Source organism: Microcoleus sp. AT3-D2 (genome assembly GCF_036705715.1).
In the GTDB taxonomy this organism is placed as follows: domain Bacteria; phylum Cyanobacteriota; class Cyanobacteriia; order Cyanobacteriales; family Microcoleaceae; genus Microcoleus.
The window spans coordinates 57,195-79,434 of record NZ_JAUBVE010000007.1; the positions used below are offsets into that span (position 1 = coordinate 57,195).

The 22,240-nt window shown below is 45.7% G+C and carries 22 protein-coding genes; 11 read left to right on the forward strand and 11 right to left on the reverse strand.

The window, feature by feature from the left end:
• Nucleotides 1–29 precede the first annotated feature (29 nt).
• The 3 genes from QUB44_RS05025 (at nucleotide 30) to QUB44_RS05035 (ending at nucleotide 4,464) form a co-directional block, all read left to right on the forward strand.
• Nucleotides 30–590, forward strand: coding sequence for a sugar O-acetyltransferase (locus QUB44_RS05025; protein WP_333162440.1), 561 nt, complete (start codon nucleotides 30–32; stop codon nucleotides 588–590).
• Nucleotides 591–894: 304 nt separating this feature from the next.
• Nucleotides 895–1,359, forward strand: coding sequence for a hypothetical protein (locus QUB44_RS05030; RefSeq protein ID WP_333036242.1), 465 nt, complete (start codon nucleotides 895–897; stop codon nucleotides 1,357–1,359).
• A gap of 801 nt (nucleotides 1,360–2,160) precedes the next feature.
• Nucleotides 2,161–4,464 carry a cache domain-containing protein gene (locus QUB44_RS05035; protein WP_333363909.1) on the forward strand — a complete coding sequence of 768 codons (2,304 nt, stop codon included), beginning with the start codon at nucleotides 2,161–2,163 and terminating at the stop codon, nucleotides 4,462–4,464.
• A 278-nt stretch (nucleotides 4,465–4,742) separates the two neighbouring features.
• Here the strand turns inward: QUB44_RS05035 and QUB44_RS05040 are convergent, their stop codons facing one another.
• Nucleotides 4,743–5,342 carry a cytochrome b/b6 domain-containing protein gene (locus tag QUB44_RS05040; RefSeq protein ID WP_333363912.1) on the reverse strand — a complete coding sequence of 200 codons (600 nt, stop codon included), beginning with the start codon at nucleotides 5,340–5,342 and terminating at the stop codon, nucleotides 4,743–4,745.
• A 198-nt stretch (nucleotides 5,343–5,540) separates the two neighbouring features.
• Between QUB44_RS05040 and QUB44_RS05045 the strand changes: the two genes are divergently transcribed.
• Together QUB44_RS05045 and QUB44_RS05050 are read left to right on the forward strand one after the other, a co-directional pair.
• Entirely contained in the window at nucleotides 5,541–6,122 is a 582-nt protein-coding gene (locus QUB44_RS05045) for a manganese efflux pump MntP family protein (protein WP_333162448.1), read from the forward strand.
• 141 nt (nucleotides 6,123–6,263) lie between these two features.
• Entirely contained in the window at nucleotides 6,264–6,818 is a 555-nt protein-coding gene (locus tag QUB44_RS05050; RefSeq protein WP_333363915.1) for a glutathione S-transferase family protein, read from the forward strand.
• An 84-nt stretch (nucleotides 6,819–6,902) separates the two neighbouring features.
• Here the strand turns inward: QUB44_RS05050 and QUB44_RS05055 are convergent, their stop codons facing one another.
• The 3 genes from QUB44_RS05055 to QUB44_RS05065 all read right to left on the reverse strand — a co-directional run bounded on the left by QUB44_RS05055 (nucleotide 6,903) and on the right by QUB44_RS05065 (nucleotide 8,909).
• Entirely contained in the window at nucleotides 6,903–7,040 is a 138-nt protein-coding gene (locus QUB44_RS05055) for a photosystem II reaction center protein K (protein WP_006634808.1), read from the reverse strand.
• 60 nt (nucleotides 7,041–7,100) lie between these two features.
• A complete protein-coding gene (tgt, locus tag QUB44_RS05060; protein ID WP_333363918.1) occupies nucleotides 7,101–8,231 on the reverse strand; it encodes a tRNA guanosine(34) transglycosylase Tgt in 1,131 nt (376 codons plus the stop codon).
• Nucleotides 8,232–8,459: 228 nt separating this feature from the next.
• Complete coding sequence (locus QUB44_RS05065; RefSeq protein WP_333363921.1) at nucleotides 8,460–8,909, reverse strand: hypothetical protein; 450 nt, start codon at nucleotides 8,907–8,909, stop codon at nucleotides 8,460–8,462.
• 259 nt (nucleotides 8,910–9,168) lie between these two features.
• Here QUB44_RS05065 and cobS point away from each other — a divergent pair, with 259 nt between their 5' ends.
• Complete coding sequence (gene cobS, locus QUB44_RS05070; RefSeq protein WP_242722367.1) at nucleotides 9,169–9,966, forward strand: adenosylcobinamide-GDP ribazoletransferase; 798 nt, start codon at nucleotides 9,169–9,171, stop codon at nucleotides 9,964–9,966.
• 169 nt (nucleotides 9,967–10,135) lie between these two features.
• Nucleotides 10,136–10,435 carry a hypothetical protein gene (locus QUB44_RS05075; protein WP_333363924.1) on the forward strand — a complete coding sequence of 100 codons (300 nt, stop codon included), beginning with the start codon at nucleotides 10,136–10,138 and terminating at the stop codon, nucleotides 10,433–10,435.
• A 338-nt stretch (nucleotides 10,436–10,773) separates the two neighbouring features.
• Here QUB44_RS05075 and QUB44_RS05080 read toward each other — a convergent pair whose 3' ends face one another.
• The gene (locus QUB44_RS05080; RefSeq protein ID WP_333363927.1) at nucleotides 10,774–12,525 is read right to left on the reverse strand and encodes a hypothetical protein; all 1,752 of its coding nucleotides are present in this window, start codon (nucleotides 12,523–12,525) and stop codon (nucleotides 10,774–10,776) included.
• Nucleotides 12,526–12,899: 374 nt separating this feature from the next.
• On the opposite strand from QUB44_RS05080, the gene QUB44_RS05085 reads away from it, so the two are divergent.
• Nucleotides 12,900–13,130, forward strand: coding sequence for a hypothetical protein (locus QUB44_RS05085; protein ID WP_333064039.1), 231 nt, complete (start codon nucleotides 12,900–12,902; stop codon nucleotides 13,128–13,130).
• A 50-nt stretch (nucleotides 13,131–13,180) separates the two neighbouring features.
• Nucleotides 13,181–13,393, forward strand: a complete 213-nt coding sequence (locus tag QUB44_RS05090) for a hypothetical protein (RefSeq protein WP_333363930.1) — start codon at nucleotides 13,181–13,183, stop codon at nucleotides 13,391–13,393.
• Nucleotides 13,394–14,117: 724 nt separating this feature from the next.
• Here QUB44_RS05090 and QUB44_RS05095 read toward each other — a convergent pair.
• The 4 genes from QUB44_RS05095 to QUB44_RS05110 form a co-directional block, all read right to left on the reverse strand.
• Nucleotides 14,118–14,585 (reverse strand): MgtC/SapB family protein, encoded by a 468-nt coding sequence (locus QUB44_RS05095; RefSeq protein ID WP_333363933.1) that lies wholly within the window; start codon nucleotides 14,583–14,585, stop codon nucleotides 14,118–14,120.
• 37 nt (nucleotides 14,586–14,622) lie between these two features.
• Nucleotides 14,623–15,279: a hypothetical protein gene (locus QUB44_RS05100; protein WP_333363937.1), complete on the reverse strand. Its 657-nt coding sequence runs from the start codon at nucleotides 15,277–15,279 to the stop codon at nucleotides 14,623–14,625.
• 282 nt (nucleotides 15,280–15,561) lie between these two features.
• Entirely contained in the window at nucleotides 15,562–16,527 is a 966-nt protein-coding gene (locus tag QUB44_RS05105; protein ID WP_333363940.1) for a BadF/BadG/BcrA/BcrD ATPase family protein, read from the reverse strand.
• Nucleotides 16,528–16,599: 72 nt separating this feature from the next.
• Nucleotides 16,600–16,956 carry a zinc ribbon domain-containing protein gene (locus QUB44_RS05110; RefSeq protein WP_333240054.1) on the reverse strand — a complete coding sequence of 119 codons (357 nt, stop codon included), beginning with the start codon at nucleotides 16,954–16,956 and terminating at the stop codon, nucleotides 16,600–16,602.
• A gap of 215 nt (nucleotides 16,957–17,171) precedes the next feature.
• Between QUB44_RS05110 and QUB44_RS05115 the strand changes: the two genes are divergently transcribed.
• Together QUB44_RS05115 and QUB44_RS05120 are read left to right on the forward strand one after the other, a co-directional pair.
• Entirely contained in the window at nucleotides 17,172–17,498 is a 327-nt protein-coding gene (locus tag QUB44_RS05115) for a phasin family protein (protein ID WP_333036214.1), read from the forward strand.
• Nucleotides 17,499–17,776: 278 nt separating this feature from the next.
• Nucleotides 17,777–18,364 carry an FKBP-type peptidyl-prolyl cis-trans isomerase gene (locus QUB44_RS05120; protein WP_333363943.1) on the forward strand — a complete coding sequence of 196 codons (588 nt, stop codon included), beginning with the start codon at nucleotides 17,777–17,779 and terminating at the stop codon, nucleotides 18,362–18,364.
• A 91-nt stretch (nucleotides 18,365–18,455) separates the two neighbouring features.
• Here QUB44_RS05120 and dnaB read toward each other — a convergent pair whose 3' ends face one another.
• The gene (dnaB, locus tag QUB44_RS05125) at nucleotides 18,456–21,266 is read right to left on the reverse strand and encodes a replicative DNA helicase (RefSeq protein ID WP_333363947.1); all 2,811 of its coding nucleotides are present in this window, start codon (nucleotides 21,264–21,266) and stop codon (nucleotides 18,456–18,458) included.
• 340 nt (nucleotides 21,267–21,606) lie between these two features.
• Entirely contained in the window at nucleotides 21,607–22,065 is a 459-nt protein-coding gene (gene rplI / locus QUB44_RS05130) for a 50S ribosomal protein L9 (RefSeq protein ID WP_333148837.1), read from the reverse strand.
• Nucleotides 22,066–22,240 lie beyond the last annotated feature (175 nt).

The following is a 22,240-nucleotide window of genomic DNA, read 5'->3' on the forward strand; positions in this document are numbered from 1 at the left end:
AACCGCCAATTCTTAACTTGGAAAAAACTGTGGAAAAAACCGAAAAACAAAAAATGCTCGCCGGTGAATTGTATTTAGCTGCTGATGAGCAATTAATTTTGGATCGCCAGCGAGCCCGCCGCATCGCCAGAACCTACAATTCTACCCGCGAAGACGAACCAGACAAACGGTTAGAAATTCTCGCCGAATGGTTCGGTGCAGTTGGCCCAAAAGTTGAAATCGAGCCACCTTTCTACTGCGACTACGGCAGTAATATTTATGCGGGAAACGGATTATATATGAATTTTGGCTGCGTGATTCTCGACTGCAATCGAGTTAACATTGGCGAGAATTTGCTGTGTGGGCCCAACGTACAAATTTACACCGCTCTTCACCCCACAGACCCGGAATTGAGGCTTTCTGGCCTAGAACTAGCCACTGAAATTAATATTGGCAATAATGTTTGGATTGGTGGCGGCAGTATTATTTGTCCAGGAGTCACTATTGGCGACAATAGCACGATCGGCGCAGGCAGTGTTGTTGTCAAAGATATTCCCGCAAACGTCGTGGCGGCGGGGAATCCTTGCCGAATCATCCGGCATCTACCTTGATGTGGTACGATCGACACACTCGTGCGATCGGCTCCTTGGAGCTTAACTCAACAATTTTAGGTATTAGAACAGCCAGTTTGAGATTTTCCACGTAAAATCCCCGAAAAAAACCGTGCAATAAATCTAAAATCTAAAATCTAAAATCGCTTAATATCAAATCCGTTAGCATCGGAATAGTAAATTCGAGTTCACTGTTGACTGTTCACGGCGTCAACAGTCAACCGTCAACAGTCAACATCATTCCGGTGTAACCGGAAATGATATAATTTCTCGTTCCCGGTTTCCACACTACCAAGCTTTTCTTATGACGACTGCAACAGTTTATCCCAACGCTCCTGATCTCTGCACCGACGACTACATAGCAGTCGGTGTAGCTACCTGCTTCATCAAAGAAGAAGGCGAAGTTTTTGAAGTGCAAGTAATCGAAGCTATTCCCTCAGCAGCTTTAGAAGCAATTCTGAAGGGAATTCCCACATCTTATTTAATGATTTGCGGGACGACTTTGGGAGCAGTGCTCGACGGCGAAACACCCAAAATGTTGCCAGAATTCCCGACATCAGCTCAGTTTAGCGAAGAATTTGGCTTTCGGGCGATCGCCGCTGCCCGCACTTACAAAATCCGCCCCCAAGCTCAACTTCACATTCCCTTGGGAACAGTTCGCAACGACTTTACTTATTCCTTAGAACGCAAAAGGGTGCTCAACTCCGAGCGCGTCATTCGCACTGAAGATAATGTGAAACAGCACGAACACACTCACAAGGTTCTTTAAACAAATCCCGCAACTGGGGCAGTTTAGCAGTGCCTCAGCCAGCGGATGCACCGAAAATAGTTTTGATTGGTGAGATATAAATTAAAGATTTAACAAGTTTTTCCTTCATTAATAATGAACGAAAAACTTTTAATATTTCGTTATTAAGCAATACTGCGGACAGTTTTGGATTACCAACCGTAGAATAAGGGTTTCAATGCGGCGATCGCGTGCTCGAAATACCAACCGAAAATCAATGTTTTCAGACTACTAACTAAAAACAGTCTGGACTATTGATTAAGACACACACCAAAAATCTCAACCTAAAATTTCTACTGCTCACATCACCTAAATAACATAAATTATTAACGACTGTAAACAAAAATTAAGTAGTTGATAACCTTTTTTAAGTTGTCAAAAATGTGGTATGATATTATTCCTGTTTAACAAAGTGATATCCAATCGGGTAGCATCGGAATTAATATTACCCACCGCTAGGACACGGCAGTGCCGTGTTCCTACAATTAATCTGGGTAGGGAAACGGCACTGCCGTGTCCTTTATATCATTCCGGTGGAACCGGAAATGATAGGAGCTGCTCGGGGGGGAAAAATTAAAAAATCCCCGCAATTATTGAATGCTAGTAGTTGAAGACTACTGGCAGGCGGGCAAGTAGATCGTAGGTGAGCTAAGGATTTCAATCTCACAAATTGGTCAAACCATGCGAAGCTTTGCGAGAGTAAAGTGGTGGAAATTAACTCGACTATTGCCAGCGGGATTAAAGGGCGAATACCATCTTGGGTACCAAACTGCGCTCTTAATTTTGGGGGTAACAATTCTGGCAGCTAGCATCACTGGTTGTATCAGCTATCAAAGTGTTCGCCGCTTGATTATCACAAATTTAGAGCGAAATGCTTTGTTAGAAGTTAGGGATCGGGCAAACAAGATCGATCGCTGGCTCGGCACTAGAAAGGCTGAGATCGAAATCCTCGCCCACACTCCTCCGGTTCGTTCGATGAATTGGTCAGTGGCAGAGCCTTATTTAAAATCGGAAGTAAATCGACTGCAAGAATTCCTGCACTTCGCATTAATTGCTCCCGACGGTTCTTATTTCACCACAAAAGTGGGCAGAGCGTTGATTAATGTTAGCGACCGCCAACACTTCAAAAAGGCAATGGCTGGGGAAGTCTATGTTTCAGATCCTACCAGTTCTCGCACGCTCAAAGGACAAAGTATTGTTCCCATTTCAGCTCCGGTGTGGTCAAATTCGGTAAATTCTATTGATAAAACAACCGAAAAGCCGATCGGAGTAATGAACGGCGTCATTAGCATGGATCGAATTGCCGAAGTAGTAGGAAAGCTGGAATATGGGGCAGGAACTTACGCTTTTGTTCTCAATTCTCAAGGAGTGCCGATTGTGCATCCCGACGCTCGATTAATCGGAAATATCGACAAATCGGCTCCCAGTCTTTTAGAGTCCGCAGATACTAATTTGGCAAATGTAGCCCGGGAGATGGTTTATCAAAAAACGGGCATTGTGCTGACTCAAATCAACGACGCCAGAGTTTATGTTGCTTATATTCCTTTAGAACAAGCTGAATGGTCGATCGCCCTCGTAATTCCCCGCGACCATCTCGAAAAAGAACTCCTTCCTTTCAAGATACTAGCAGTAGCCGCCGGCTTACTTGCCGCCGCAGCAATTTTCGCAACAATTGTGGGGCTCAAGCTGTTTGCCATACATTGCATTCGCAGTCGCACAGAAGCCCTTCTCCACCGCTTAACTGGCCGCATTCGCGCTTGCTTGCAGCTCGATCGCATCCTCCAAACTACAGTAGACGAACTCGGTACTTTACTTAAGCTCGATCGAGCAATTTTCGCATGGTACGATCCCCGACAAGATACTTTAGAATTTGGCTGGGAATATTGCCGGGAAGGTTTGCCGACGCGCTTGGGAATCTTTGGTGTTCCAGGAGGGCCTTCTGGAGATTTAGCTGCACGGCTTCACCGCTGCGAAACGATACTGCTACACAAAACGGCCCCTCCTGATGCCACAGCGTCTGAAGAACACGCCCATATCGAACTCACAAATAGTCACTACGCAGCAGTACCCGTACTAACTCAGAATCATCGGCTTGGATATCTGTTCGCCTGTGCAAATCGGCGGTTTGGGACTCCCGACGAGGTGGAAGTTTTGGAAGCAATTGCCGACTCGCTGGCGATCGCAATTTCCCAATCTCAACTTCACGGGCAAATTCAAGAAGAACTCAAACTTTTGGAAGAAGTATTAGCCAAACTCAGAATCACCGAAGAACATTTAGTACAAAGCGAAAAAATGACAATTATCGGTCAACTAACCGCCGAAGTTGCCCAGGAAATTAATAACCCGATTAACTTTGTTTACGGCCGCCTGATTCACGTTAACGATTATATCAAAGATTTACTCAATATAATTCGCCTCTATCGCGAACAATATCCCGAACCTGTGCCGCGAATTGCCAAAGAAATAGAGGCCTGCGACCTAGATTTTATCAGCGAAGAGTTGCCGCAAATTCTCAACCTTTTGAAAATAGGAGCAGATGGCATTCGCCAGATAGTCCTGGCTTTGCGAAAATTTTCACTTCCTGACGAAGCCAACAAAGAACCCGCCAATGTTAATGAGAGCATCGACAATATTTTGCTGTTGCTGGCTCACAGACTGGAGCAAAAAATATTAGTAGTCAAGGAGTACAACAACCTGCCGCCAATTTTGTGTTATCCCGGTCAACTGAGCCAGGTATTCGCGAGTCTCATCATCAATGCTATAGATGCAGTTAAAAGTATTGAAAATTCCGCTCAAATTATTACAATTGAAACCGATATTATCGAGGAATATACAGGCAGATTTATTGTTGTATCCATAGTTCACAATGGCTCAATAATTTCGCAGGAAATTCAACAGAAAATATTTGGTCATTCTTGCCATACTAAATCATTTAAAAATTTTACAGGGTTGGATCTGTCTGTGTGCTATAAAATTATTGTAGAATTGCACGGCGGCAGCCTTACAGTTGAATCTCCAGTGCAATCTCAAATTAAATCTAAAACAGCGGGCGGTGCTGAGTTTAGGGTAAAATTGCCGATCATTTGATATCGCATCTTGCCGCCATGGAAACCCGTCGCAAATATTGCTAGCAAGCTGCACGAAAAGCTTAATTTGGCTTCGTAGTCAAGACTTTAGTTTTCATAAAACGGAAGAAAGAAGTCCTCACTACAAACCTAATAATCATTTGTTAACCCAAGTTGCTATGATAGGATTAGGGAAATAATAAAGGTGCAACCACAGCAAACAACCAGCCTCCCATTACCAAGACTTCCGCAACAATTAATAAAATATTTCTGTTCATTTTCAAATAAAGCATTTTCACATTAAGAGCGATCGACCAAAGAGCGAATTTTCTTCCACCAAGCAGCCGGCGAATCTTCCGGGCGATATGCGGCATCAAACATCGACAAAATTAGCGGCAAACCCCCCACCTTCGCACTCATCAACAAGTGCATTGCCAGACAAAACACCAATACCACCCAACCAGAAGCGTGTAAATAATACCAAACCTGCGTCAATTCCCCAGCCGGCAGCCATTCTTCCTTCACCATACTGCCAGAAGCGATCGCCCAAGTCAGTGCCAGCAACATCAACGTATTCACAATCCGGTGCAAACTGTACCACCAAATCGGTTTTCCCAACTGCGTTAGTCTCCCAAAAGAATCCGGCTGCACCAAGCGTTTTTGACCTGCGTGGAAACTGTACAATGCAAAAGCCGGCATTATTCCTAACAGCAACATCTTGCCAAAAGTGCCGTGAATCCCGATAATATCTGCAATCTGAGGCACGGGGACTTTGCCAAACCGCCCATCGTAGGTGTTGTAAACCAGAAATGCGCTCAAAATTGCTAAAAGGGCGATCGCAGCGTTAACTCCATGCAGTAACCTGAGCAGCAATGGCTGGTACGGTCTAGATTGCGGCATAGTCAATTCTGCTACTTGATAAATAATCTTTTACAGAATACAGCTAAGCGCTGATTTTTTCAACCCTTGCCAATTGTGAAATAAATGTGAGTCAAAAATGAATAGATTATGATAAAAACGCAATTTTATCAAAATTTAGTGTAAACTAAAACAGTCAAAAGTAACACTTTAATTTATAACACCTAACACCTTACAAAAATGGATACAGCCAGTACCATATTACTTTCCTTGGGACTAGCAGCAGATGCTTTTGCGGTTGCTGTTTCTAGCGGTTTAGCTATCAAACACATGAAGGTCAATAAAGCTTTAAAAATTGCCTTATTTTTCGGAGTGTTTCAAGCTTTAATGCCCGTCATAGGATGGTTGATAGGTCTTAGTTTTAGTTTTTTGATAACACCGATCGACCATTGGATAGCTTTTGGGCTGTTGAGTTTCATTGGCGGGAGAATGATTTATGAATCGCTGCAAAGCGAAGAATGCGAGAAAAAGTTCAATCCCTTAGATACGGGGACTTTGATAACGCTGTCGGTGGCGACGAGTATCGATGCCCTCGCAGTTGGCATCGGATTTGCTGTCCTGAAAGATTCTATTGCTCCTGCGGTGACTGCGATCGGATTTATTACTTTCTTTTTAGCCTTTGCAGGCGTGTTTATCGGTCACAAGTGCGGCAACTTGTTTGCAAATAAAATTGAGATATTGGGCGGAGCTATTTTGATTTTTATTGGCAGCAGAATCTTGTTTCTGCATTTGACAGAGGTGCCAGTAGTTATCGGTCATTAGTTATTAGTCAGTAGTCATTAGTCGAACATTGACATCAGAGTCTCTGGTGACTCCAATTCCCAATTCCCAATTCCCAATTCCCAATTCCCAATTCCCAAAAAATGCTATAACAGCAATGTTGCGTTAAAGGATAAAAATTTCGTGCTGAAACTTTACGGCGGAGCCCGCAGCAGGGCCTCAATTGTCAAGTGGTATCTAGAAGAAATAGCGGTTCCTTACGAATTCGTCATGCTGGATATGCAAGCAGGGGCACACTTGCAGCCAGAGTATCTCGAAATTAACCCGATCGGCAAAGTACCGGCAATTGTTGACGGAGATTTTAAACTTTGGGAATCCGGCGCAATTCTGCTGTATTTAGCTCAAAAATATGGTAAGATGCCAGACACTTTGGAGCAGCAAGCTCAAATCGTGCAGTGGGTCACGTTTGCTAACGCCACCCTGGGGCCGGGAATATTTACAGAAGGAACTCGCGATCGCGAAACTCCCCAGTTGTTAAAACCGTTAAATGAAATCTTCGAGAAACAGCCATTTTTAATGGGTGATGAATTCGGCGTCGCCGACGCAGCAGTCGGGTCAATTTTAGCCTACATTCCGATGATGCTAAAACTAGACCTCAGTGCTTATCCGGCTGTTGTAGATTACATCAAGCGGATCTCAGAAAGACCGGCATTCAAAAGTGCGATCGGCGGTAGCTGAAGGCAGAAAGAAGAACGAAACAAAACTTAATACCTAAAAGCAGGGGCAATTTGTGAATTGCCCCTGCTTTTAATGAAATCAAACTTATCTAAATCCGACAGCCGCCTGCCAAACAAAAGCCAGCAGCAAGAAAAATACGGGAATGACCGGCAAAACATTAACCAAAGGCTCAAAAATCGAATAAGCTTCGGGCAGTTTTGCTAAAAGTAATGCAGCTTCCATGAATCAACCTACCTATCCAACAGAATTTTCATAATTGTCGCATATCTTCACCCAAGGCAATCATGATTGATCGACTCTCGGTGCAAGCCAGTAGGCAAACTCTTCAGTAAATCGATCGGCCAAAATCGCCTCCCGCATCCTCCCAGTAAAGCGAATCAACTCCGTCACATTGTGAAGCGCCAGCAAAGTATACCCCAGCACTTCGTTAGCCCGCGCCAAATGAGCCAAATAAGCCCGACTGAATTTTTGGCAGGTATAACAAGGGCAAGACTCATCCAGCGGAGCAAAATCCTCCCGGAACCGAGCATTTTTCAAACTCCAGCGTTCCCCACCCACAAAAGCCGTCCCGTGGCGGGCCAGCCGAGTCGGTATCACGCAGTCAAACATATCTACGCCACTCGCCACCGCCAGCGCCATTTCCCGATAAGTCCCAATCCCCATCAAATAACGCGGTTTATTTGCTGGTAACAGAGGCGCAGTCACCTTCACAATCTCTGCGATCAAATCCCCCGATTCCCCCACACTAACGCCGCCGATGGCGTAGCCTGGTAAATCCAAATCTACCAACTGGTTCGCCGCGCGCGATCGCAAATCGGGGAAAACGCCCCCCTGCACGATCCCGAACAAAGCTTGATCCGGGCGCGAGTGAGCTTGAATGCAGCGTTGCAGCCAGCGGTAAGTGCGATTTGTTGCAGCCTCCACCTCCTCCCGTGTAGCGGGGTAAGGGGGACACTCGTCAAAGGCCATAATCACATCGGCGCCCAACTGATTCTGAATTTCGATCGATCGTTCCGGCGTCAAATTAATCATGCGGCCATCGCGGGGAGAGCGAAAAGTCACCCCATTTTCAGAAATAGTCCGCATTTGGCTCAAGCTAAACACCTGAAAGCCGCCCGAATCCGTCAGCATCGGGCCCGGCCAAGCCATAAATTTGTGCAATCCGCCAGCGCCTGCGACAATCGCTTCCCCCGGCTGCAAGTGCAAGTGATAAGTATTGGCCAAAACCATTTGAGAACCCGCCGCCTCAAGATGTGCAGGTGTCAAAGTTTTGACATTAGCTAGCGTCCCCACTGGCATAAATTTAGGCGTTTCCACCACACCGTGGGGAGTGGCAAAAACCCCTGCACGCGCTTGGGTATGGCTGCAATTAGCCTGACATTTAAAAGAAAATTTCGCCTTGTCCTCAGTCATTAGTCCCCGATGCTCGTTAACCGCTACTCGGCCGTCCGTGTTATTTAATCTATTGTTGATGACATCGCGACAAAAAAAACCATGACCCCGCCCAAAAACGGAGACAAGTTTCCGACAATCGTCGTGGAGGGCAAAAAATTTTAGACCTTAGTTCTAACTCCCAGATTCACGGCGCTGCAAGTAAATCTAAAATCTAAAATCTAAAATCTAAAATCGACTGACTGACGATTAAAACGGGGAATCATCGTCGTCCAATTGTAGATCCCAGTTGCCTGAGAGTACCTGATCGACAACCGCATCCAAAGCCGCAGCATTTAAATTCCGGGCGAATTGCTCTTGCAAAGGATTGGAGAGGGGAATTAACCGCAACTGCCGTCCATCTTGAATTAAGTCAAAATAAGCACCATCGACTGGGGACTGTTTCAGTTCCAGGTAATCAAAACTATACACGTTCAAATAAAGCGCATGGTTGGCAATCAGGGTAGAACGGTGGGGGTTGGCGAAGACTTCGAGTACATAACCTTCGCCTTCGCTATAAATCTGGCCATCTTGTATGTGAAGGTAGCGGACACGTCCTAAATCAAACAGCAATCTTTTGATATCGCGTTTGTTGACGACAATCCCTGTATCGATGATGCAAGGAGCAACTACCCTGTTATTCAATTGATCGTGACTCATGGAGTAAAAGCCTCTGTTGTAGTATTTTCCCGTCTTGAAAATCAGGGAGTTAGCTAGAATTCTTGGGAAGGGAAACGCGGATCTTGAGTTTAGTCATTTTAGATAGGGAGCTTTGGGATCGCTGCCGACAGAGGTTTTCCGGGGAAAAGAGCGGGCGACAGGAGGAATGCTCGATCCAAAAAACTAGGGTGTTACAGTCCAATTCTGGCACACGCTAATCGATTGACAACTGCATACCAGATGAAAAATTTTCTATCTTATGGTGCATGATAAATGGGTTCGCTCTACGATCGACTTTTTCCGGAATCAAGGCGCTGCCATCGCAGCCGCAGTCGCTTTTTATACTTGTTTGCCGGTACCGGTGTCTTGGACTTTAGAGTTTCGGGGCATTGCCCGCTTGGCACCGGCGATCGGGCTTTTGATTGGGGGGATGGTGGGACTGGCGGATGTTGGGTTGCAGTTGTTGGGAATGCCTGCTCTGACTCGATCGGCCTTGGTGGTAGTCTTGGGCATCGCCGTGACTGGCGGGCTGCACCTAGACGGGGCAATGGACGCGGCGGACGGGCTGGCTGTACCCGACCCCGTGCGTCGGCTGGAAGTCATGCGGGACAGCGTTACAGGGGCCTTTGGGGCGATGGCTGCGATCGCGATCGTGCTGCTGAAAACGGCAGCTCTGTCGGACTTGAATAACTATCGCTGGCTAGCTTTGATGGGTGTCGCAGGTTGGGGGAGGTGGGCCCAACTGGTGGCGATCGCCCGCTATCCCTATCTCCGGGCAGAGGGTAAGGGAGCTTTTCACAAAGAATCGATTTATTCTCCTTTTGATTTTATACCGGGAGTGCTGTTGCTGCTGAGTTTGAGCGTGGTGCAAGTTGTCTTGGAGGGCGATCGGTGGCTGTTGGCGGTGGGGATGGCTTTGGGGGGAAGTGCGATCGGAATTTTTGCCGGAGCCTGGTTTAACCACCGTTTGGGCGGCCACACGGGCGATACTTACGGTGCTGTAGTCGAGTGGACGGAGGCTTTATTGCTGTGTCTTTTGGCCGCTTTGGAAGGGTAAGTTATGCCATGTTGCCATTGTTTGAGTGAAAACTCTAGTCCTCAATTTACCAAATAACGACGGTTCTAGCAGGTGGAAATCCGCACTCAATAGCAATGATTGTGATATTATCTGCCTTCAAATGCCACCCTAGATTAGATACAGCAAACCTCAAACTTTACAGAAAGCTATGGGATACTTTATTGCTGCGATCGTCCTCGGAATGTTAATTTGGGCTGGCTTCGAGATTGTCCAAACAATCCGCAATTGGGAAACGAATCCCGAAGAAACTACCAGCAAAATTCAAGCTGAAATGGTCAAAGAAACATATCGCGGTCAATTTGGTGCCGATGCGCTGGAGGGAGGGAGTCAGGCTGTCGGAAACGCACTCCACGCCGGCCACTGCGCCGCCGAAGCTGCGACTGGCGAATCTGCCCCAAGTGCGATCGGTCATGTGGTAGAAGGCTTGTTGCACGTGCTACACCATTAATATCGTGTCTGCTAGCGTAAGTTGTGCAAGTGTTTTTGATGCTGTAGGGGCTGGTTTTACCAATAATCTTTGACGCACACAAACAATCTCATAAACCCGCCCCCCACAACTAATAACCTATATCAACCTTGACTTTTATCGAAGGGAAAAAATGTACATTGACGTTTACCGTTGAGAGAGGGGGCGGGTTTATGGGATTATTAGTTTTTGGCGTAGATGCTTGGTAAAACCCGCCCCTATTATCCCGCAAATTATCAAAAACCAACCAATCAAACCTAATATAACAACACAAAATGAATGGAAAATGCCACTGCTAATTTTCCATTCATTCTCTATTCTTACGCTTTCGGCTCAACCCAAACCGTCATCCCCTCAACCCTCAAACCTTTGCCGCGAGTGCCGCAATATTGACCATTAGCAGTAACAGGAGTATCGCCCACATTCTGGATGTGAGCCGTATAAAATAAGTCGTATTTATCAGCTTGTGGCCCTGTCAGTCGCGCGGCAAATCCCTCAATGCGCTTGGCTTTGCCCCGGAATCCAGCTAACTCCCCTTCCGAGATCCAAGCAGTATCGCCAACTCCTTCAACGTGAGCCATGTACTGCAAATTTAAACCGGCAACGGGAGGCTCTATTTTAATTTGAAATCCTTCCACGCGGCGGCCTTGAGCTTTAGTACCCGCGTATTCTCGATCGCTAAAAGTTCGATCGCCAATTCCTTGAATATGCGCCAACACTTTTAAACCCACAGGTGCCACTGTTTGGGAACTCGTAGACGGCGCGATCCAAACTTTGATGCCCTCTATTCTCAAAGCTTTGCCGCGAGTACCGCAATATTCGCCATTGGAGGACACCTCAGTGTCGCCGATATTCTGAATGTGAGCGGTATAAAATACGTCGTACTTATCAGCTTGCAGCCCGCTCAATCGCACTGCAAATCCTTCAATTCGTTTCGCTTGACCCCGAAAACCTACCAATTCTCCCTGGCTGATCCAAGGAGTATCGCCAACACCTTCGACGTGAGCCATGTACTCGACATTTAAGCCGGGAATTGGCGGATCGATATTAATTTGAAATCCTTCGACGCGCCGCCCTTGAGCTTTAGTACCCGCGTATTCTTGAGCACCGAAAGTTCGATCGCCAATTCCCTGAATGTGGACCAAAACTTTGATTCCCAAACCGCCCTCTACTGCCACCGCTGGTTGAATGTCCCGAGGTGCCCCAAAAACAATGTTCCCGGAACCGGTTGTCTGAAGAGACTTAGGTACTTCCACACTGGGAACAATAATTACCTCGTGCATGGGGACAGAAGGTGCGGGGGATTCCAAAATCTGGATCTGTGGCGCAACTGTAACTTGTTTCGGTGCCACATTTCCTGACGGGATGACAATCACTTCTGGCAAAGGTTCGGCGCTGATTTTTTGTTCTGGCGCTGGTTTAAATGCTGGTTCGACTTTTGCAGGTGCTGCTTTTACCATCTCAGCAATGGTTAATTTGCCTCTGGAAATGGCTACGGCTATTTGTTTGCCAAAAGCGGCGCTGACTGTTTCTTCGAGAATTACCCACTGTTCGTCATCTAATTTGTCTTGCTGTTCCACCAGGGCCAGGACTGCTGAAACTGGGTGTTTGCCGCTGACTAAGGATTCTGCGTCGGAATGCAGTTGAGTTGGGGTTGATTCGGAAATCGCGCGCTGCAGTTCGCGGGCTCTGGCATGAACAGATTGTAAGGGCGCGAAGTCGCTTTGTTCGCGGTGGGCGATCGCCAATACTCGATCGATCACTTTCAATGCTGCATCGCGAATTTCTGCTTTACCTTCAGAAGCTGCGGCAGTCTCGACTAAGTTTTGAATGTCTTTGAGGGAAGCAATTTCCCCCGGTGCGATCGTGGATTTGTTGAGTTCGAGAGCTTGTTTTTGGACTGCAGCAAAGTTGCGGCTGTAGGTGGCTACTTCTTGCAGCAAGCTGTCAGAGGGAGGAAGGCCGGACTCTTGCAGTTGTTTTGCTGCTTGGGATAGGCGATCGGCCAAATTAGCATAAGTTTCCGATAGTCGGGCTATTTGTTGTAGCAAATCTTTATGTGGTGCTTCCATATGTCTTGCCGTAAATATTTAACTTGCTGATTATAGACGTTGAGCGTCTTCTGAAGGTAGAAGGCAGTAGTCATTAGTCATTAGTCTTAGGGAAGAAGAAAAATGATCCTACTCTCCGACTCCCCCACTCGGACACTCTCCGACTCCCCCACCCAGACACCCGGACACTCTCCGATCCCCCATTCTCCGACTCCTCCTCTGGCATCCCCCCCGTGATCGCCGTCACAACCGTGCAAATACTTAGTCACACTCTGCGACTCCGGCTGTCACGAGTGGCCCGTAACAATGTCACACCTATCGAGCAATAGCCGTCACTGCTGATTCTGTGAAAACAGTTGATACTGAGGCTTGAACCAATAAAATCCCGAAGTGTTATGGTACTAATTCGCGACCTCGCCCAGCAAGCTCTGGCTCTAGGCTATCTAACTCTTGAAGCCGAAAATCAACTGCGGCGGATGTTAACTACCACCAAGTATGACTTGGAAGACTTAAATGCTTTTATGGCTTTGCAACTAGCAGCTATGTCCGGAGGAGTGAAACAAGAGTCTCGTGAGCTGAAAAAGTTTGAAATTTTTGGCGAGACGGCTTCCGAAACTTCCTGTTAGTAATTAGTTGGCTTTTGATTAGTTCAAATTTAGTAAGGGACATTTCTACCGTGCAGATTCGTGAAGTTGTAAAACAAGCTATTGCCGCTGGATATCTGAGTTTGGAAGCGGAAAATGAAATGCAGAAGATTTTTTCCTCAGCCAAGTGTGATTTGGAAGATTTGAATGCTTTTATGAGCTTGCAGTTAGCTGCGATGGCGGGTCGCGTGAGGCAAGAGTCTTTGGAATTGATGAAAATGCCAAGTTTTTCGGAGAGAAATTAATTTTTTTATTCAGCCATGTGGGGATATTATAAATATTAACTTTTCTACTTACTAAAAACTGGTAAAAAAATGTTTTGCTGATTTATATGCTAATTAATTTAAAAAATATTGGTATTTTGGTTCAGTGGGTGTTGAGCAAATTAACTAAAATTAAAATAAATATTAAAATGAATATGTAAGTGGATAGTGATGACTCCACTCGTCCAAGGTCAGGCTTGGATGACCCGACCTGTAAAGGCGTAGTTAAAGTGTTTGCTTCGTAAAAAAAGTTGAGCATTATTCTTGAAATGTTATGTATTGTTAATTTTTTATCAAATGGAGAAGATTTATCGATCGCCCCAAGCAGATATTTCAAGCGTTTGAGCCACTTTGTAGGCATTGCATAATTGCGGGGTGATTTTGATTGTTTTTTTGTGGAATTGGCTCTCGTAGCCAGAAGGCGTGTATTTTCACAAGAGGCGGAACACCCCCAAATAATCATCCTCAAATTGTGCAACGCCCATTTTTAACCTTCTTGACAGGTATGGCTGGGATGATGGCAAACAATTTATGATCAATGATTAACTGGACTTGGTATGAAACAGCTAATATTATTTACCCTCCATCGACCGCAATAAAGTTAGTTCGTAGTGAGGAATTTAACCTCATAAAACTCTGTCGTACTGCCGCCGTCTCTACAAACTTTATAACGGTTATAATACCGAATTTTATATAATCCCTGAGACTATTTCCTACGACTCCGACGCTCTAACTCTTTAATAACTCTCAGAACAAACAGCGACATTAAAGCGCCAATTAATGCCAGTTGCCACAACCCGCATCCAGCAGCAGTTCCTAAAGCTGCTGACACCCAAATAGCGGCGGCAGAGGTAAGCCCGTGAACTTCAGGTTTGCCTCTTTCCTGTTGAGATTCCCGCAGGATTTCTCCAGCTCCCAAAAACCCAATCCCGGCAGCAATGCCTTGAATTACGCGCTCTACAGCATCTCGTCCGTTTTCATTTTTACCTATTGCCAGCGGTATTAAAACAAACAGTGCAGAACCCATACTTACTAGCATATGAGTTCTCAATCCCGCTGGTTTGTTTCTGAGTTGGCGCTCCCATCCAATAATTCCGCCAACAAACATGGCTAGGCACAACCTTAACAGTATGCCTAGCCAATTATCGGGAGACCACAAGTTAGCGATCGACAATGTTTTACTGCAAATAATTAATCGGAAGATCCCAATATTAGCGCAGCACGATGTCCGATCGCAATCTCACTGCCAAATCTTGTTCCGGGCGAATCACGATCACGTCAACGCTGCGCCGCCCCAACAATACTCCAGCTAAAGCGCCGATCCCAGCGCCTCCCAATACTTCTTCAGTCGCGATCGCTTTGTCGCCGGTAATGCCTGCTAGTGCTGCTGCTGCTGCTGCACCCAAGGCTGCACCTTGCGCTACTGAACCTGTGCCAGCACCTTTTTGGACTCTTTCGGTTCTGGTAATAATTCCTGAATTTCCGTCAATCCGATAGCGTTGGCGGCGGCTGATAACTAACTCTCTGGCAACAAATTGAGTACCGATTTGATTGCCTCTTCTGACAGGTTGCAGTGCCCCGACTATCTGGCTGCCTCTGGGGATTAATACTCTGCCTTGAGGTGTGCGGATGTCTTGCGCTACTGTTAAAGTTAAAGGTGCAGTTTCTTCGCGGGTGACAACTATTTTGTCTTTTTCATAGCTAACTGGAATTACACTGCCCGAGGGAATTCGGATGCTATCAAATTGGGAAATTCGTTGTTGGGCTTCTGCGGGAGTAGCTACCACCAGCGGCGCGCTGGTTCCCACTGTAATGCCCAGTGCGAGGATTGCTGCTGTTGCTGAACGCCATTTTTGAGAAGTAATCATATAAATTGTCTCCTTGCTTCGGTTTTGGTTTACTTAGGAACGCACTACTGCTAAATTTGTTTCTGGTTTCGCATTCATCTGATGTTTTGATTATGGCAGGCTGGAATTCTAGAAGTTGGGAAGATAAGGTAGATAATCGAAAATTTTAAAATTTGGAAAAATAGATAAAATCGGCAAGAGTGGGAAGATAAGGAGGATAAAGGAGAGATGTCGGTTCATCGTCCCCCTTAGCCTCTAAATTAGTTAAGGTGAAATCCTAGTACGAAGCCTCGGGATACGAGATTAATTGTTGAGAGCGTTTAAGGCTAGCAATCCAGCACCGAAAGCTGGTTCGTATCGGGGCGAAATTACCTTAGCTTTTGGGGCGATCGCACTTATGGCCGCTTCAAACCGACCCCGGCAATTTGCCTCGCCGCCCCACACACCCCCTACGATCACAATTTCAAATTCTTCTGTTTGGTTAAATAGCGCTGAAATGGCTATTTTTGTTGAAAATGTTAATTCTGCCACAGCACTATTGATAATGCCGTCAGCGACGCGATCGCCCTCTGCTGCTGCTCCCTCGACAATCGGCGCTAAGGCTGCAATTTCTTTGACTCCCCAACCGCGCCCGTAAACGACTTCTACCAATTCTTCTAGGTTATTGAGGCCTAAATGCGTTTGAAATTTTTCCGCAAGCACGGTAAAATCTTCGCGTCCGTCATAGAACTTCAAAGCAACTTGCAAACCCTGAAGGGCGATGTTATACCCGCTGCCTTCATCGCCTAAAATATATCCCCAACCGCCGACTCGTTTAGTTTTCCCGTGACGGTTTTGCCCAAAAACAATCGAACCGGTTCCTGAAATAACGGCGATACCCACTGGATGGCCTGTACCGCCAGCAAGTGCGATCGCGCAGTCGCTGCAAATTACTATATTCCTGGGCAAGAACGATCGGGTTACTGGTAAAGTATTCGTCAACTGCAAGTTCTGCACTACAAATTGCACTATTTCAAGATCCTTTGGACGCCCGATGCCTGCTAGTCCCAGGCAAATAGCTTCAATGTTGAGATTGCTATTAGGCTCAATTTTAGCGGACAGAACTGCTCGTTCGATCGCCAATTGGATGGATTGTTTTGCTGTCTCAATTCCCAGGGTTTGATAATTTGACGGCCCAGCTTCACCCCTTCCTAAAACAAGGTGGTTGTCATCCATTAAAAGGCAGATAGTTTTAGTGCCGCCGCCGTCGATGCCAAATACGTAACTCATGAATAATTTAGAGAATAATAGAGCAACCCAGATTAACAGATATATCTCTATTCTACGCTTTGTACAATCCGATTAAATCGAGAGAGCAATGCTAATAATAATTAAACCTAATAATGCTAACCAAACCAGATGGCGCTGACACCAATTTTTGATCGATTGCAGCCCGTCGCCGCTGCTGTAAGGGATGGTCTGTGGCACAAGCGGCTCAGCTTGATTGTGATAAAGCGTGCATTCTTTGGCAAAGGGACGCTGCGGGTAGTTGCAAGTGTCATCTGCGTGATAAATACAGGTAGTGCACAGAAATTCTTCGGGTTTCGATCGATAAAGAGGGATACCCGGATGACCGAAAGCTTTGAGGGGGATTTTGCAGTGTGGACAGGCGAGCGCTTGGGCATCTACAGGTTGGTGACAGCGGGGGCAATCAGGCATAGACAGCAGGGTGATGGGGTAATGTGGTGGGTAGGCTCATTAGCGGGTTTTCCGAACGCAGATTAGCGCGATCGCCTCGCCATCAGGCGGCTGGATGCTCCAAAATAGAAAGGTAGGTGTGCGCTGATGTAACTTTAAGTTTACAGATGGTTTCGCAGCGACAGCAGGCGACCTGAGCCGATCGGGTATGAAAGGGCAAACATTAGGAAAAATCTATGGATAACAATAGCAACTTACTCAAACAACTGGTAATGCTGGGCATTGGTACTACCTCCCTGGTGGCAGAGAAATTGCAGGAAGTCAGCGAGCAATGGGTAAAAGATGGCAAAATCAATTCCGAGCAAGCCAAAACCTTTGTCGATGACATGACGGAGCACCTGAAGTCTGAACAGGGCAATTGGGATACGCAGTTGCAGCGGCAACTACGGAATATGCTGCAAGATATGGGAGTTCCCCGACAGTCGGAAATGGATGAGTTGCGGGGAAGGCTCGATCGTTTGGAACGTCAGATGCGCGATTTAGAAAACCGTAACTGGCGCTGAGTTCGATCCTCTTCGAGAGCTTCGCTAACGCCCGCGAGAAGTTCGCTGCTATCTTGTGATAAGATTGTCACCCGAAGGCAGAAGGCTAAAAAAGGCACTTATGTAGAAGCCATTTATGTAGAATTACAAACATTATGACTTCATACTTTTGCCTTTAAAATTATCTGGTATCTGCCGTTTTTTGGTGGAAAAGTTCAGATAAAATTTGGTAGTTCTTGTTGTACTAGATGTCTTAGATATCTGAGATATCGTGGTTAAAAGTATTAGGAGGATTAATTTTGCGAGGAGTTCTAGTCAGCTTGGGAGTAATGCTGGTTTGCTTTGTGTTTTTGATAGTCGCTCAAATGGGCGGTTCTGGGTCCCAAGCAGTTGCAGCCGAATTGAACAATCTTTTACCAGAGACTGCTATTGAGAAATTGTCAGCGCCGTCTTTGAATGAAAATAACTTGCTAGTAGCTGATGCTACTTTACCGGAGGTACCAGCTACTATCGCTGGCAATAACATGACTGATAATACTGAGAAAACTGTCACCACAGATTCAGGTCTGAAATATGTTGAATTGAAAGAGGGTGATGGGGCGACTCCAAAAACCGGCCAGACGGTTGTGGTGCACTACACTGGAACTTTGGAGGATGGCACGAAGTTTGACAGTTCGCGCGATCGCAATTCTCCTTTTCAGTTCAAAATTGGCGTGGGTCAAGTAATTAAGGGTTGGGATGAAGGCGTCGGTACGATGAAGGTTGGAGACCGCCGCAAGTTGATTATTCCCCCTGATCTCGGTTACGGTGCTCGCGGTGCGGGCGGGGTGATTCCTCCTAATGCTACGCTGATTTTTGATGTGGAATTGTTGAAAATCGCTGGTTAGGTAGCTCAATCTAATTCAACGTAAAACTTTTACGGTGTTTAGAAACCCGGTTTTTTTAAGAAACCGGGTTTTTGTGTATGTTCTGGTTGATTTATGATCGCTTCGGAGATGCCAGATTGCGAAAGCAGGTATATTGGGCGTCAAATAATAGTTTGATGATTCCTGTGGGGCCGTTTCTGTGTTTGGTAATAATTACTTCGGCAATTCCGCGATCGGGCGAATCAGGGTTGTAATATTCATCGCGGTAGAGCATAATTACTAAATCCGCGTCTTGCTCGATCGATCCACTTTCTCTCAAATCAGACATCATCGGCCGCTTGTTTGTCCTCGCTTCCACACCGCGACTCAACTGAGATAAGGCAATAATCGGCACGTTGAGTTCGCGGGCTAAACCTTTAAGACTTCTGGTAATTCGAGATAGTTCTTGCACGCGGTTGTCGCTGCTACCTTCCATTAATTGCAGGTAATCTAGCAAGACTAATCCTAGGGTTCCGCCTTGTTCTGCTTGGAGGCGGCGGACTTTTGATCGTATTTCTGTGACGGTAATATTGGGAGTATCGTCAATAAATAGTGGTAGTTCTGATAAATTGCCAATGGCTGTACTGATTGGTTCCCATTCGTTTTGACTGATTCTACCCGATCGCAATCGGTTACTTTCTATTTTTGCTTCGCTGGACAGAATACGCTGCACTAGCTGTTCTTTCGACATTTCTAAGCTGAAAACGGCAACGGGCAATTTCTGCAGTCCAGCAGCGATGTGGTGGGCGATGTTGGTACAGAAAGCAGTATTGTGAACGCAGATATCGTTAGCCACAAAATTGTGCGTCTCCGGGATAGTTAAGTCGTAGACTTGCTTGTTTCCCATCGGTTCGATAGAAACTATTTCATCCCAGTAAACCTCGCTATCTGCCAGTTGTTTCAGCCACAAATTATCTAAAGCAGTTGCTAAAACTAAGAATCTTTCCCTGGACAGCGCACGTTTACCAACGTGGATATTTGAGTGACCTTTGATACCTGCTCGTTTTGCTAAGGATGCCCAAGATTCGTTGCCTTTTGCTAAGGCTAGGTATTCCCAGGCCTCGACAGGAATTAAATCGCGGTTAGTTTGGTATTCTTTATTTTCTAATGCTTCTTTTACTTTAAATAATGCTACCTCTTTGCCAAAAATACCAATTTCTGATATGAATGTTTTGATGGATTTTGCGTCAGTAATATCGATTTGCCAAGCTGGTCTGCGAGTATTTTTGTATTTAACCGAACGCTTTTTGATGGCTGCAATGATGCCAAATCTCAGCAGTAGATGCTGTACGTGTCTGGCTAGTCCTTCGCTGACAGAACAGTAGCCTAGTTGAGATTGACCGCTGGTAAGTAGGGTTGCCCAGCCGTCTGTTGAAAAGAGGCGGTTTAGAAAAAGGGCAAGTTGCGATCGCTGCAATTTAAAAACTATTTCTGGTACTGTTTTTTGGTGAGCATTTTTGCCCATCAAGCCTAATTCTTCTAACCAATGTCTCAGGGGATTTTTATGACTTGTATTAATAACATCCATTCCCTCATCGGCTAGGTGTTCTGGATCTACTCTTAAAAGTCCACAAAGGCGACTAAATAATTCTTGATTGGGAAATGCCATTCCTTCCACCCAAGACCGGACTAATCGCGGTGGAACTTCCAATTCTAGCGCTAATTTTTTAGAGTCAAAATTTCGTTTTAAAAGGATTATTTCTAAATTATAACCAAAGTTTTTTATACTATCTGTGTAACCTTCTCGATCGCCCATGACATAATATTCTGGTGCGCGTTTCCCTTGCTCGCGGAATCGCAGCTTAAGACCTCCGAAGCTAGTAGCAGCTTCAGCAAAATCTTGTAGTATAGCAGTATTTCCATTTGTGAACTTCGGGGCGCTGCGTGTCAAACACCCATCCCCAATTAGATAAGCCAATAACTTAACTTCACAGGATCGGATGGTTTCTTTACCAAAAACATTCATCCTGCGGGGGACAGCAATTTTATCGCCTGCTTGTATTTGGGCCAACTGCCGCCATCCCTTAATTGTTAAAAATGGGTGTGTAATTGTAGTTTCTATAAAGCGTCCCAGTCTTGTTGTGACCCGAAATACAGGCTTAATTCCATCATCTATAAAAGCTGATGGTCTAGTTAGGTGAAATTGCCAATCTTCTCCTAATGTTAGGAATTCAGCTTGACGTTTTTGATAGATTTCTTCAAGGGTAACAAGGCTTCCATCGCTTTGTAGAATAACGGACTCATCTGTACAGCACTTTCCCATCGCCGGCCTGGCTGCAACGATGATTAAATCCGATCGCTGAAAGCCTCCTGTCATGGCATCTAAGTCATAGAAACCGCAGGGAATACCGGGAAGTGTGAGGCCTTCATTGCGATTTTCTAGGTCTTGAAATGTTTGGTTTAGCGTTTCGCCGATCGACACTAAATCCTGTTGCGGGCGTTCTTGAGTTATGCTGAAAATTTCTTGTTCAGCGCGGTCTAAGACTGTTTCTAGTGGTGTTGCCGTCTCGTAACCTAATTGTACTATGTTGTTGCCAGCTTCGATTAATTTGCGGCGCTGATATTTGTCTTCAACTAAAACTGCATATTGGTCGATGTTGACTGCGGAAACTGTGCGATCGACTAATTGTGCTAATTTAGTTAGTCCTCCTACTTGATCTAACTGGTTGCGGTCTGTTAGCGAAGTTGTTACCGTCATTAAATCGGTAGGTTGACCCTGTAAAAATAGCCCTAATGCCGATCGATAAATGACTTGATGAGCGGTGATGGCAAAAAACTCCGGTCGCAGCAGTTCGGCAATACGGGAAATAGCTTCTGGGTCAATTAAAATCCCGCCCAAAATTGCTTCTTCTGCCTCTATATTTGTCGGCATCAAATCGCTCATTAGTCAATAGTCCTCAGTCATTAGTCATTAGTCATTAGTTATTAGTCATTAGTTTAGGACTTACGCACCAACTATATCTGTAGGCTGCTTATGGGCGCAGCTTATTCCTACCTATAGCGCCTTAAACCATTTTTTGCGTAAATCCTATAGTTATTAGTTGCCAGTGATTAGTCCTCAGTTTTAAATCTGCAAGTTAGCAGTCCTCAGTCCTTAGTTAGCGTTACTCACTTCTTAGTTAGCCGTACTCAGTTCTTAGCTAATGATTAATGACTAATGACTAACAACTAATGACTGATGACTAATGACTAACAACTAATGACTGATGACTGATGACTCTTAATTACATCGGAACAACTTGAATATCAACTTCGGCGGTAACTTCGGCGTGTAGTTTGATTTCAGCTTTGTATGTACCAGTTTGGCGAATTTCGGGCAGAGTGATGCCGCGCCGATCGACTTCTTGACTGGTAGAGTTGAAAATCAGTTCTGCTACTTCTTGGTTGGTAACTGTACCAAAAATCGCGTCTGCTTCGCCAACTTGCTTGGAGATGATGAAAGGCCCAGCCGCTTCGAGGGCGGTTTTGCGGACTTCAGCTTGCTGCTTGAGTTCTAGCTGGCGCAGTCTTTCTTCTTCACGGCGGCGCTCTGCTTGCTTGAGAATGCCCGGAGTGGCTCTAAATCCCATTCCTTGGGGTACTAGGTAGTTGCGGGCGTAGCCTGGGGCTACTTCTACTACGTCGCCAGCTTTGCCGAGTTTGCTGACATCTTTATTTAAAACTAATTGAACGCGCTTAGCCATGATCGTGGGTTGTGGGGTTTTAACTGCAACTTTTTATAATAGCGAAGTTTGAGGGGCGATCGCAAGGAAGAAGGTTGACGGTTGACTACTGACGGTTGACTGTTGACGGTTGACTGTTGACTGTTGACGGGCATAATATCTTTTAACTGGCAAATTCTGTTGGAAATTCGCCAAA